Consider the following 12481-nt stretch of genomic DNA (forward strand, 5'->3'; position numbering starts at 1 on the left):
CGCATTAGAATACGCGGTACCTATGGAACGCAAGAGTTTGTTGATAACTACAAAAGCGCACTTGCCGAGTTACAAGGACTTATACTTCCTAAATCAAAAACCGGTAAACTTGTTGAAGGGTCATTTGCATGGCTGCTTAAACAATACTTTAACAGCGTTCATTGGCATAGCCTTGCTAAAGCTACGAAAAGACAAAGAGAACTTATCCTTATGAAGGTATGTGATGCTATAGGAAACATTCCATACAGAGAAATAAAGAAATCACATATTACAGCGGGTGTTGAACGCCGCAAAGAAAAACCAACAGCTGCCCAAAATTTTCTAAAAGCACTTAATGGACTTTTTAATTGGGCGATCGATCAAGAACTTCTGGAGAATAACCCAGCTTTAGGAATAAAAAGACCTCCTCTCAACAACAAAGATGGATTTGCTGTTTGGACAGAAGAAGATGTTGAAAAATATTATCACCATTGGTCACATGGTTCACATGAACGCGTCTGGATTGATGTTCTTCTTTACACGGGTTTGCGTCGTGGTGATGCGGTCCGCATTGGTTGGAACGATGTCAAAGATAATATCATTCATCTCAAGACAGAGAAAAGTAAATTCCAAACAGATGTTTTTCTACCCATTTTGCCTGAATTAGCAGAAACTCTAAAAATTGGTCCTATTGGAAATGAAACATTCATTTGCGGAAAAAACGGAAATAAACTCGTAAAAGAAAGTTTTGGCAACCTTTTTCGTGAGGCTTGTAACGTAGCGGGAATCAAAAAATCAGCACATGGCTTAAGAAAATTAGCAGCAACACGCGCCGCTAATTCAGGTGCAACAGTATCACAACTCAAGGCAATTTTTGGATGGACCGACGACAACATGGCATCTCTTTATACAAAAAGCGCAGATCGCAAAAGGCTAGCTATAGAAGCGATAAAAAAGCTCCAAAAAAAATGAGGGATAGTGCTATAAAAAACATTAATGGAATCAATAATGATAAATTTCCCCCATATCGCAATAACTCATTTATTTTATTTAAAATTATTGAAACTCTTTTGGGCACCAAATTTTATCTTTAATGTATTGAAATATATAGAATTTTTCTTTAAAGAGCTGTTTTTAGACCACCTTTTAGACCACCCTTTACGGTTTATACAACTTTATCTAATTTACTCCTATTTGTTCCTTATTTTTCTTTGGAGTAAAGGCTAAGATCTCTTTTTTTCTCCACCTCACTGCTCTCCCTAGCTTATATGGCTCCGGAAACAACCCCTGAAGCACCCAATTGCGAATCGTTGTTGTGGATACACTAAAAAGCTGTGTACACTCACGTGTCGTTACATATCTATCTCCATCATCAAATATCATCTCATTACCTTTCTCTTTTTTATATTAATTAAATGGGTGGGAGTGCTGGAAGGCATGTGAAGCACTCCAACTTTTAAAAATTTGCAAGTTTATTTTTTAGATGTGCTTAATTTCATATTTCCAATCAGGAAATTGAGTAAGAGCTAATGCGAGTTGTCCTCTATGACACATGCATACATTGGCTTCAAAACAGGTGATTGCAACGCGCTTTTTGTTTAAAAACATTTTATATAATTTGTTTATTGCACAAGAATTATTCTTGAGAGTTGTATTTTGATAATCTTCAAAAAGGCGGTCATAATCTTTTTGTTTTTTCAAATTTCTTCGTTTTTCAGAGGCAATTCCGAATTCAGGCATATGCATATATTCAATATCAATGTTGTTTACAGCTTGCTCTAATTGTCTTTTTGAAAATCCGTGTTTTCTACTTATTGGATTTTTACGAACATCACATAAAGTTTTGATATTGTTTTCTATGAGACAACTAAGATAATTCTCAAGGGACCTACCTTCATAGCCAATGGTAAAAAAACAAAATTCCTCATCTTTAGCAGGCTGTATGATAATATGTTTTGTGTTACACACGTTTAATTTCCTTAGTAAATGGGTGGGGATGCTCGTAGATATGCGGGGAACAAAACACCCCCATAAGGTTAAGCAGCTTTTGTTGAGAGTTGTTTTATCTCTCGTTCTATCTCTGCTAAAAAGGTTTCAACAGCTTGATTGATCTGTTCAATTTGTTGATCATCACGGAGAACACGCTTGACTTTCATGCGTAAGTGAAAGAATTCCCTCGTAAAACGTGGGTCATAGCTTACGAAATCACACCATTTTCGTCCTGTACAAGCCATTTGGAATTGCATTTGTGCGTGATATTCTGGTTTGATTTCGTCACCTATACAAAAGCGCATATGTGTTACTGATCTCGGGCATTTGACTTCGATTAAACCGTCTTCTCCAATGAGACCATCGGGGCTAGCACCCGCCATTTCTATTGTGGGGTGTTGGATAAAGCCGCATTTTGTTATATCGGCATCATAAATGAAGCCATATTCTCTCAAGGCATCTTCTTCATGTTCGATACCCCATCTCATATCTTCAGTTTCATAATAGGGGCTTATTTCGCCTGTTAAACGCTCTGTTATGAGTTTGATTTTGTAGTCTTCATATTTGCTCGTAGGCAATCCTTTTGTATTTTTATTGAGTATGTTGTAAATGTTTGATGCGATGACTTTCCCTAGACTTGCTTGAAAATCATTCTGCTGTTCGTTGCTCCATCTCACACCGCCGTTTGTTGCTCTTGTGATGGGAGCGATTGTAGAGCTTTTTCTTTTTGAATATTTTTTCTTCTTTCCAAATGCCCCAAAACCAATTCTGCTTTTTCACAAGACATATCTGTTAGTTTTCCTGCTTCTGCAAAATAGAGAAGACTAATTTCATTTGTCCCTGTTTCTTTAATTAATTATTCGATTTGCTTTATCTGTTTAGAGGAAACTTTTTGATTATTTGTATCGCCTTCTTTGGTTCGCGGTTGACCATCTGTATCGTCTTCTTTACTTGCTACATTAAGAATCATGCCTAACAGGTATCTCCCCGTAGGTAAGTGTAAAACCAACTGATCGTATGCTATTTTTAGAGCCTGTACTGTCAATTGGAAATGTTCCTTCTGTTGAGATTTGATTTTTGAAGGATGAGACAGAATTATTTCTATGGTAACGTTTTTTTCTGTTTAATGTTTAATATATTTGTATTTTGCAAGCCCGTCCTTTACAGCATCAATGTACTGATCAAGCATAGCGTATTTGCTGTTTGTATGGGTGATTGTAGAGTTTTTTCAATATTTTGATATTTTGTTTGCATAGCCGAAAGATCACGGACAAAGTTTTGGCGCTCTTGTCGTTCTATTTCTTTTTCTCTTAAATCAAGAAGACGCTTTAAGCGGTCAATACTGACGTCACTTTCTAAGGCTTTATTTAAAATACATTCCATAGCAGTTTGTTCGACGGCTAAATGATGTGTTTCTTCAATTTCTATTAGGTTAGTGTTTTGTGCACTCATTTTGATTTTCTCCATTACGCGCAATTCACGTGTGACGTGAATCACGCATGTTTTAAAAGGCTGGTTTGGCTGTTAGAAAGGGCTTATACGCTCTGTCTTTTCCTAGGGATATGTTCGGGCTTTTCTATTATAACTAATATGTGTGTTGCTTGAAATACATGTGTTACCACATACAACAGCATCACCACCAATATGAGCTTTTTCACAAATATTGCATTGCCGTGAATTTCGGCTATTCCGTAAACTTGCGTATTATCGAAAATATGTGCATTGGATTCAACACAAACGCTTCCAAAGTCTCTCAGTGCACGCATGCGACGAACTGGGCGACGATAGAGAATGTCTATTTCATCAGTAAATTCGTATTTTTTTCCACGGTTTATTGCCTCTCGCCCTTTGTGATGATTTCATCATTGATGATCTCTGCGTTTCCCTGAATAAATGCATAACCATGGATTTTGGCATTTCCTCCAACTTTTGCTCTGATGGAAATCAATGGACTGTCATAAATTTTAGCTTTTCCACTAATAAATGCAACACCAGAAATCTGTGCATTTTCGTAAATTTGTGCATTGGCAAAAACACGAATATATCCAAAAATCTGCGCATTGCCAAAAATATTAGTTTCTCTGGTAACAGATTCACTACCAAAAACACATGCATTTTCATAAATACCAGAAATGTTATCAATATAAACATCACCAAAAACCTTGGCATAACCATAGACTTTTGCATCATCACCTACCCAGCAATTACCATCATGACTGAGGTTGTCTTCTTTTTGTATAAAGCTGCCTAGGTCGCCTGCTTTAACAGCATCAAAATCTCTTAAGGCTTTAATTCAGTGAAGAGTTTTTCCAGCAAACTCTATTGTTTCATCAGTCATTTCGTATTTCTTTTCCATGATTGTTGCTCTTAATGCATGCTTTATCTTTATAAGCTCTTGAAACTGCAAACCAATGCCTTCTGCTGCTGGTACAACTTTTTCTATTCCATTTGCGGTTTGAAGTGGATGGTCGGACAATCCATAAGTTGCTTTTGGATTTTGTCTTGATACGGTAGCAAATTTTCACCTGCTGCTCGTCTGTAAAACCACCCTTTTTGCTGTAAGAAGAGAATGAATTGTTTTGGTTGTATCTCGAGTATTTTAGCGGCTTCTGTAAGACCGAAGAGTCCGTTGTGACATTGCAAACTTTCAAGAGCAGCTGCTTTGGGTTTAAGGATACTCACTTCACTTTTTAAAGTCTCTAATTGTGTGACACTTTCTAAAAGCAGTTTTTTCACAAAGAGAGAGTCTTCTAAAGCGTTTGCAAGGTCTAAAGGTTTCTTTGCACGCCGTTCACATTCAATAAAATATTGACGGGCTTGTTTACCTTTTTCATTACGCTCTACCATGGCGAGCTCTTTTGCCATGTCTAATGTGGGGTGATAGTCTATGGCTGTAACAGCTCTAGATTTTGCGCTCCCCAATTTTGTGGACCGCAAATCTTGTGTTTTTATAAAATCACTGTCCTCTTCAAATTCATATTGATGAATACGATCCTTAATTCAAGTAGAGAAATCTTTCCCCATTTCCAAAAATTCATGTAACTCACGTGCGTTGACCGTTTGAACGGTTTCGTGTTTGATTGTATTGTGCTGGATAGCAATAGGCTTTTCCATTACGAACCTCATGTTGATGGGATTGATGAATGAAAGGGGGCGGCGCTTTTAAATGCGCCCTTCAGAATTTAAAGCACATCACAAGGATGCAAACGGTGTTGTTGTTCGTAAGAATCATACATTGCATCGTTATATTCATGCTGTTTTATATCGTCTAAAAAAAACGTATGCTGTGATGTGTAAAATAACGTCATGAGGTATGTTTCCGTTAAAACACTGTTCTTCATGTTCTCTAAGATAAAATTCTGCGATATCTTCAGATATATCTTCGCAGCTCTTTTAAGAAGGATTGATGCGAAAGATTTGGATTTCATTATTTGCCTCGTCAATAATTTCTAGAACTTGGCTTTCATCCAGAGGTCCTGACCGACCAATGTTTTGATCATCATCGTAGACAACTAATAAAATTTCATCAGAATTTATAAGAATTGGATTTTCCATAATTTCTCCTCTCTAACGCCTCTTGGCAATTGTTTGTGCGTGGTTTATGGATACCAATGTAGCGATTTTGAAAAATTTTTTTAAAGTAATAAACTAAAGGCTTGCTTGAAGAGAAGTATAAAAATATTAATTCATATTCTGGCTGGCTTAATCCAGTCGATAGGTGCACACCATTCTAATTCTACATCTACGATATCGGCATATTTTCCATTTATACTGGATAAAACCCATTTCCCTTTTTCTTTTCCGAAACGTAATACTTTGATGTAAACTTTTCCACATTTAGTTTTTATGATAGCGCGGTTGTTAATAAGATCCTCTGGTAGCAAATGATAGGAATAAAAAAGAAGACTTCCTTCTTCAATGACTGGAAACATAGAATCACCTACCACGCGAACAGCAACAGTTCCTTTAGGAGCAGATGGCGGGGCTTCTACTTCTTCTAGACAACCAGAATCTATTGCGATTATTTCTCCTCCGGCTCCTACAGATCCGATCAAAGGAACTAAGTGATTAGTGGGAATAGAAGCACCTGTAAGCTTTGATATTTCTAATAATTCTCGAGCAGAAATATCTCTTGTTCCTTTTAGCATTTTATTGACGGCAGCACGATCTATTGAGCGACCTAAAGAAGCGGTTAGCTGTCTTGAAAGCCCTAATTGGCTTAATCCAGCTTCAGATAAGGCATTTTGTAACCATTGCGAGATACTTATTGTCATATCTTTATTGTAGGTACATTGTATACAATCGTCATTTTCTAATTTAGCAACATGTAGTTTCATTATAAATTTTCCTTCTTGATATTGTTTTTATAATCGCTACATAATGTGCTATGAAACAATTTTCGGAAATAATAAATCTGTTAGGTGGGGTTCGTAGGGTAGTATCTCAGCTGCTTGGGGTTCATAGAACACGCGTGTATGCCTGGCTCCGTCCTATATCAAAAGGGGGAACTGGTGGGAGAATTCCAACAAAACATATCCCAATTCTTTTGAATGAAGCCAAAAGAATTGGAGCACCGATTAAGGCAGAAGACTTTTTCTCGTTTTTTTATAGGACGCAATCATGTGATTCTAAATTATCTTCACAATCTGCTTTTATTGCTGCTTCTACAGATAGTAATGAACATCAACAGCATCATTCACACTCTTAAACAAGCATTAAATAAAGAGATCAAATTAATAGATTACGCGTCACCATGCGCACGCATAAATACGTAGAGCCTTAAGGGGGATTATGATCACTAACGCACAAACTATTTTATGTCTTGATCTAGGAACCAAGACAGGCTGGGCGATCGTGGTGCAGATGGTCACATAACAAGCGATACAGAAGATTTTCAATCACGCCGTTTTGAAGGCGGTGGTATGCGTTATTTACGCTTTAAACGGTGGCTCACTGAACTAAAGAGGTCCGTTGATGAAATTGACGCGGTGTATTTTGAAGAGGTGCGCCGGCATGTGGGTACAAACGCTTCTCATATTTACGGAGGCTTTCTAGCAACCTTAACAGCGTGGTGTGAACATCATCAGATACTATATGAAGGCATTCCTGTTGGCACAATTAAGAAGGCAACAACAGGAAAAGGTAACGCCTCAAAAGAAGAAATGATTAAGGTGGTGTGTACAAAAGGACATACGCCTAAAGACGACAACGAAGCAGATGCTTTAGCAATTTTATATTTAATGAAAGAAGGGGGGGTATACATGTCCAATAAATTACCGTGGACGGAGGCTATTTGCAGATAAATGGATTCTTGATCTTGCTTGTTTATTTCCCTTTGAGTGCAAAGTTTACATAAAGTTACGCTTGCAAATGCTTTATACTGGAAAACCACTTTTAAATAATATGAAGGTCCGGGCTGATTACACTGGCTGTTCAGTAAAAATGTTCATGAAAGCGTTAGAAGTTTTAATAAGCACAGGTCATATCGAACGTTTAGACGATGGGTGTTTATGGAGTTTAAAAGTTGAAGAAGAACTCAATAACTCTAATGAGAGTTTAGAGAAGGTATCGAAGACGTCACGGTCAAAGACGTTATCAGAGAGAGCAAAGAAAGCAGCGTAGGCAAGATGGGATAAACATACAAATGATGCTTGTGATATGCTTAACGATGCTAAAGCAATGCTTAATGATGCCCATATATAACATAAACAATAACAGTTATAATAAAAACTAATACTATCGTATTAGCAAAAAAAAAAATTGTTCTGAAAATTTAGAAACAAACGAACAGGTTCATGAGTCAATAGAGATTCATGCTTGCGGAAGCTAACCAGAGCAAATCACAACGGATGTAGAAAACCAACCTCCCAATCACAAGCAAAAGAACGTTCCCCAAAAAGCGAAGCGGACTAAATCAAAAGATGATTTTCGCTTACCTGAGGATTTTGAACCTAATTTGCAATACGCAATTGATAAAGGCTAACCCATGATGAGGCGCTGTTAGAATTCGAACGGTTCACAAATTACTGGATAGCAAATCCAAATAAAAATGCAAACAAACGGGATTGGCAAAGGACTTGGTACAATTGGGTTACAAGCCCTATCGGAACGCTAGCAAAGAAAAAAGCAAGATTAGAACAGGAAAAACGGTTAGGTGGTCATTATGGAAAATTCACTCATAAAACTTTCACAGAACAGTTTGCAGAGGGCTTCAACGAACTCAGAGATCATCTCTCATCTGGAAAAGATTATGGAAATGATCAGTCCGGGGCATCCATTGACGCTGAAAGCTGGGAATACATTGACGAAACAGGAGTAGGCGCAAACCTTAGATGCTTGAATCATCTACAAGCGTTGCTTTCTGTGAAAGCTTCAGTTAAGCAGATTGAGCAAACTTCTTTCCTACTCTCAAGCCATGAGAGTCCCTGCGAATACAGACGCCAAAGCCATCGTTTTATCCTATGGCATGATGCTGGACCGCATTTCGTCATATGCTATGAAAAAGTGCGTCGAAAATATCGTAACGGGTTAAGCAATTGGGATATCAAAAACATTTATGCCAACTTGTGGAGAGCTTTTAACTTATTGCCAGACAGTAGAAAACACCCTTCTTTCAAAAGCCGAAAGTGTACGCAAGACTGTTTTGAGCACCCGTGAAAAAAGGCTGAAAGAAAAGGCAATGAGAGAGAATTCAAGACCACTCACGTTAGTTGAAAAGCAAAAGCTTGAAGGAATTTAAATGGTCTTGGGGGAACAGTGAAAAACATTGCAGGTTAGTAAACTAGTGAAAAGCGCTGATCATTTTGGGATTAGATATGTGTTTAAACCGACAAAAAGGCACCGTACAAAGAGATTTGAAGTTTTTTACTACAATTAAACACAAAACGCTCTGTACGGTCAAATTTAAGGTAAATAGACCAATTGGTAAAATTATGGACTAAAAACATGAGAATATTAAAAGACCTGTCCTTAAAAAAGCGTAAACAGCCAATGCAAAAAGAGTTTGTTGCAACAGCTGTTGGTTATGTTCCTTGGGGGGGGGACGGAGCGGCAGAGTATTTTTACAACCTCTACAAATATGAAGACGGTACAAGATAATGTGAAAAGTTTGATGGCGGCCAGTATTATACCACACCAGAATGCGGATTTTAGTACCAAAGCGCAGGTGAAAGCATGGGTTTACGGTGGTGCTATTCCGAAAAGCGTTCTCAATTACGAACCTCTTATAGACGAGATCAATAAAGAGATCAAAAAATTATCGAAAACCGCAGGAAATAAATATGTTTACAGATAAACAGCTAAGAGCCTTGTTTGGCATTATAACTTTTATATTTTTATGTTTTTTAGGAATTAAAAAAAATCCTTACTTTATTCAAAGTATTTTGACATTCGCATCTGTTTCTTTGGTAATAGTCACAACTGTTTTTGCAATTTTATGCAATTCTCATATTCCTTCTGAATTGCAGAGCAACCCAAAATATAAAGGTGATGATACAACGGGTTGGGTGAAACTAACACGTGATTTACAACAGTATTTGCACAGACTCTTAAAACTAATAAGTTTAGCGTTTGTCGTTTTAATTTTCCCAAATAGTTATAAAGAAACGGTTTCTTTACCTGTCATTTCTAGGTATGTGGAGTACAAGCTTTCTTTTCCATTGGGATACTTTACTTTGGTACTCAGATATTGCTCTTTGGTATTCCTTTTTAGTTTGTGTATTGTTTCTTATGTTACGTACACGCAGTTTAATAAACATATCTATTTACCCACTACAGTGCTCAGTTTAAAAGCCATAGTAAAACTTCCGATTTTATAAAACTGTTTAGATTAAATGGCATTGTCTCTTCTCAACGTTCATAGATGAAATCAACAAAAACATCAAAAAATCATTGAAAAAGGCGCGTAACAATGACTCATGTCTGCTCACCATTGAGATATCCAAGCGGTAAGGCTGCACTGTATGGAAAAGTCAAAGAAATATTTGAGAAAAAGCATTAAATGGCTGTTCCTATAGAGAGCCATTTGCTGGCAGGTGTAGACTTGCTCTAAAGCTTTTTTTAATGGTGAAGTTAAAGATATTCACATTAACGATATTGATCTGTTCATTTGGAGCTTTTGGTATTGCGTTTTGCACAAGACAGAAGAATTAATAGAAAAAATCAATACAACGACCATTAACTTAGAAGAATGGTACATACAAAAAGATAGAATACATTTAACTCGTTTAAATGCACGGGAATCTTTGCTGCGTTATGGAACTGATGAAAACACCTTTTTTTATATGGACCCTCCTTGTTTTAAAAAAGGAAAAGGGCTTTGTACTTGGTTTTACAAAGCTAATGATCACCACAATTTAGAGAATGTCATCTCCCAACATGTGACAGCACCTTGGCTAATTATTTATGACAACGTTGAAGAAATTAAATTATTGTATAGGCAATATCTCTCAATAGAATTTAGCTTACAATATTCTCTACAAGAGAAAAGGAAAGCTACCGAATTGATGATTTTTTCACCTAAAATCAAAGTACCTCAATTTTTAGAAAAGAATATAGGTTCGCTTCTCAAAGCAGCTTAATTGCAGACTGCATTAATAGGAGCTTTAATCAAATGCTTATGCTTACACCATTTGGCAAAACATTACGTAAAATTCGTATTGATCGAACAGAACGTCTATTAGATATGGCTAAGAAATTAGGCGTATCTATAGCATTTTTATCTTCTGTAGAAATTGGCAAAAAGCCTATACCTGCTGACATGGAAGAAAAGATCATTGAGAAATATGCTTTAGATAAAGAAACAGCCTCTATCTTGAGAAAAGAAGCAAATATTTGTCATAAGAATTTTACAATGAACTCTTCTGCCCCACTTAACCATGAAATTTCTAACACGTTTGTTAGAATTTTTAAGTCTCTTTCACAACAAGATCTGACAAAGTGCAATGAACTCATGGAGAAAGTAGAAAAAAAACAGTGCTTGCAGAATAGAATACCTTGATCTCCTTATTTTATACACTGTAAACATAATTTTATATGTTAAAAACAATAATATCATTTTGAAATAATTGAATAAATATGCAAATCATTCTAAGATTTTTTATGTATAAATTGCTAATCTAATGGAGCTACAAATATGCTAAATAAAGTGACGTTAATCGGGCGCCTTGGAGCTGATCCCGAAAGCAAAACAATGAATTTTGGAGAAGAAATAGTCAATTTTAGTATAGCGACTTCTGAGAGCTATACAGATAAAAAAACCAATCAAAAAGTAGAGAAAACAGAATGGCATTCCGTGGTGATTTTTAATCCACATTTAGCAAAAATTGCACTTCAATATCTAAACAAAGGTTCAAAGGTTTACATAGAAGGAAAATTACAGACACGCAAATGGCAAGATAAAAATGGGCATGACCGCTACACAACAGAGATTGTCTTACCACAATTCAAAGGCGAATTTTATTTGCTTGATGCAAAGAAAGAGCAATCAGCATCCCCTACCCCCTCACCCATTACTTCTCAAAATTATGCTATCGCTTCAGGTGCTACTGATCATGGCACATCTCTTAATGATGCTATCCCATTCTGATTGATAACATATGACAAAGAGAAAAAAACGTACAAAAAGCGAACGTCCTCGGATTAAAGGATGTATCAGAGAACCAAACGGACGCATCTCACGAGCAAAAACACCGCATAAACCCATGGATAAATTGGCAATTGAAATGCGTGCCAAACGCTTTGGCTTGACCATAGAAGAGGCTAAAAATCCGCTTTCCGGAACCTATATCGGGCGGTTTTATTTGCAAGGTGAAATCAATCAAGACCAATATGATGCTGCACAAAAATATCTTGAAGTGAAAAACAATTATCTATGTGCAAAAGAATTGCCTAATGCAATTTATGATAACTTTACTCCTTCATCAAATGAGGAGGCACAAAAACGGTGGATTGAAAGAGCAACTCATTGTTATGAAGAGACGAAAGAGGTTATCAAAGAAACACAACACCTCTATAGACAGTATAATCTTTACGCTGCATTACAATATCTTTTTATAGAAGATCAATCGTTAACACATCTTGTTAGCTCTTTGCGTATTGTTCTTAATGCGCTTCATAAGCATTTTAGCCATTAAAAAAGAATTGACATCAGATGAAAAATCATTAAAATGTGTATATATTTACACATTATGAGTTTAGGTAATGGAACAAGATAGCCGAAAAATCATTGCAAAATTAAAGCGTGATGGCTTTGAACTTATCAAAGTGAAAGGTTCTCATCATAAATTTAAAAAAGATGATAAGGTTGTTATCGTTCCACATCCTAAAAAAAATCTTCCGATTGGTACAGCACGTTCTATCGCACAACAAGCAGGCTGGTTAAAAGAAGGAGAAGAAGAATGAAAAGATTTTTTGCTCTTGTTCATAAAGATGAAGAATCTGCTTTTGGTGTTCAGTTTCCTGATTTTGAGGGACTTTTTTCTGCTGCTGATGAGGAAGAAAATTTAATCGCAAA

The 12481-nt window shown here is 36.5% G+C and carries 16 protein-coding genes and 6 pseudogenes; 14 read left to right on the forward strand and 8 right to left on the reverse strand.

Translation table 11 applies throughout. The features are described from left to right. A partial coding sequence (locus tag ACFINY_RS08670) for a tyrosine-type recombinase/integrase (RefSeq protein ID WP_375647779.1) occupies positions 1 to 951 on the forward strand: 951 nt, incomplete at its 5' end. Positions 952 to 1158: 207 nt separating this feature from the next. Here the strand turns inward: ACFINY_RS08670 and ACFINY_RS08675 are convergent. From ACFINY_RS08675 to ACFINY_RS08710, 8 genes and pseudogenes are all read right to left on the reverse strand, one after another. Continuing rightward, positions 1159 to 1362, reverse strand: a complete 204-nt coding sequence (locus ACFINY_RS08675; protein WP_375612540.1) for a helix-turn-helix transcriptional regulator — start codon at positions 1360 to 1362, stop codon at positions 1159 to 1161. Positions 1363 to 1458: 96 nt separating this feature from the next. Next, positions 1459 to 1947, reverse strand: coding sequence for a DUF488 family protein (locus ACFINY_RS08680; protein ID WP_375612541.1), 489 nt, complete (start codon positions 1945 to 1947; stop codon positions 1459 to 1461). 68 nt (positions 1948 to 2015) lie between these two features. Next, positions 2016 to 2640: pseudogene (locus tag ACFINY_RS08685) on the reverse strand (lambda exonuclease family protein). A 1-nt stretch (position 2641) separates the two neighbouring features. Further along, positions 2642 to 3420 (reverse strand): annotated as a pseudogene (locus tag ACFINY_RS08690) (ERF family protein). 937 nt (positions 3421 to 4357) lie between these two features. After that, a pseudogene (locus tag ACFINY_RS08695) lies at positions 4358 to 4968 on the reverse strand (phage antirepressor KilAC domain-containing protein); the annotation flags it as partial. A 182-nt stretch (positions 4969 to 5150) separates the two neighbouring features. Then, a complete protein-coding gene (locus tag ACFINY_RS08700; RefSeq protein ID WP_375612542.1) occupies positions 5151 to 5276 on the reverse strand; it encodes a hypothetical protein in 126 nt (41 codons plus the stop codon). 85 nt (positions 5277 to 5361) lie between these two features. Further along, complete coding sequence (locus ACFINY_RS08705; RefSeq protein ID WP_375612553.1) at positions 5362 to 5523, reverse strand: hypothetical protein; 162 nt, start codon at positions 5521 to 5523, stop codon at positions 5362 to 5364. Between the two features lie 131 nt (positions 5524 to 5654). Further along, entirely contained in the window at positions 5655 to 6305 is a 651-nt protein-coding gene (locus tag ACFINY_RS08710; RefSeq protein ID WP_375612543.1) for a S24 family peptidase, read from the reverse strand. Between the two features lie 50 nt (positions 6306 to 6355). On the opposite strand from ACFINY_RS08710, the gene ACFINY_RS08715 reads away from it, so the two are divergent. From ACFINY_RS08715 to ACFINY_RS08775, 13 genes and pseudogenes are all read left to right on the forward strand, one after another. Continuing rightward, complete coding sequence (locus ACFINY_RS08715; RefSeq protein WP_375701009.1) at positions 6356 to 6676, forward strand: hypothetical protein; 321 nt, start codon at positions 6356 to 6358, stop codon at positions 6674 to 6676. Positions 6677 to 6759: 83 nt separating this feature from the next. Beyond that, positions 6760 to 7271: pseudogene (locus ACFINY_RS08720) on the forward strand (crossover junction endodeoxyribonuclease RuvC). Positions 7272 to 7416: 145 nt separating this feature from the next. Beyond that, complete coding sequence (locus tag ACFINY_RS08725) at positions 7417 to 7590, forward strand: hypothetical protein (RefSeq protein ID WP_375612544.1); 174 nt, start codon at positions 7417 to 7419, stop codon at positions 7588 to 7590. 541 nt (positions 7591 to 8131) lie between these two features. Then, entirely contained in the window at positions 8132 to 8287 is a 156-nt protein-coding gene (locus tag ACFINY_RS08730) for a hypothetical protein (RefSeq protein WP_375612545.1), read from the forward strand. Between the two features lie 237 nt (positions 8288 to 8524). Further along, positions 8525 to 8707, forward strand: coding sequence for a hypothetical protein (locus ACFINY_RS08735; RefSeq protein WP_375612546.1), 183 nt, complete (start codon positions 8525 to 8527; stop codon positions 8705 to 8707). Positions 8708 to 8913: 206 nt separating this feature from the next. After that, positions 8914 to 9262: pseudogene (locus tag ACFINY_RS08740) on the forward strand (hypothetical protein). Next, a pseudogene (locus ACFINY_RS08745) lies at positions 9249 to 9756 on the forward strand (hypothetical protein). Before ACFINY_RS08740 ends, ACFINY_RS08745 begins: the two co-directional pseudogenes overlap by 14 nt. A 341-nt stretch (positions 9757 to 10097) precedes the next feature. After that, entirely contained in the window at positions 10098 to 10547 is a 450-nt protein-coding gene (locus ACFINY_RS08750) for a hypothetical protein (RefSeq protein WP_375612547.1), read from the forward strand. Between the two features lie 38 nt (positions 10548 to 10585). Beyond that, the gene (locus tag ACFINY_RS08755; RefSeq protein ID WP_375612551.1) at positions 10586 to 10966 is read left to right on the forward strand and encodes a helix-turn-helix domain-containing protein; all 381 of its coding nucleotides are present in this window, start codon (positions 10586 to 10588) and stop codon (positions 10964 to 10966) included. 135 nt (positions 10967 to 11101) lie between these two features. Further along, positions 11102 to 11554 (forward strand): single-stranded DNA-binding protein, encoded by a 453-nt coding sequence (ssb, locus tag ACFINY_RS08760; protein ID WP_375612548.1) that lies wholly within the window; start codon positions 11102 to 11104, stop codon positions 11552 to 11554. A 10-nt stretch (positions 11555 to 11564) separates the two neighbouring features. After that, positions 11565 to 12101 carry a hypothetical protein gene (locus ACFINY_RS08765; protein ID WP_375612549.1) on the forward strand — a complete coding sequence of 179 codons (537 nt, stop codon included), beginning with the start codon at positions 11565 to 11567 and terminating at the stop codon, positions 12099 to 12101. Between the two features lie 67 nt (positions 12102 to 12168). Then, positions 12169 to 12369: a type II toxin-antitoxin system HicA family toxin gene (locus ACFINY_RS08770; protein WP_375612550.1), complete on the forward strand. Its 201-nt coding sequence runs from the start codon at positions 12169 to 12171 to the stop codon at positions 12367 to 12369. Further along, the coding region (locus ACFINY_RS08775) for a type II toxin-antitoxin system HicB family antitoxin (RefSeq protein WP_375612552.1) at positions 12366 to 12481 on the forward strand (116 nt) is incomplete at its 3' end. The genes ACFINY_RS08770 and ACFINY_RS08775, both read left to right, overlap by 4 nt.

Origin of the sequence: Bartonella sp. AA23NXGY (assembly GCF_042197165.1) — a bacterium.
Lineage (GTDB): Bacteria > Pseudomonadota > Alphaproteobacteria > Rhizobiales > Rhizobiaceae > Bartonella.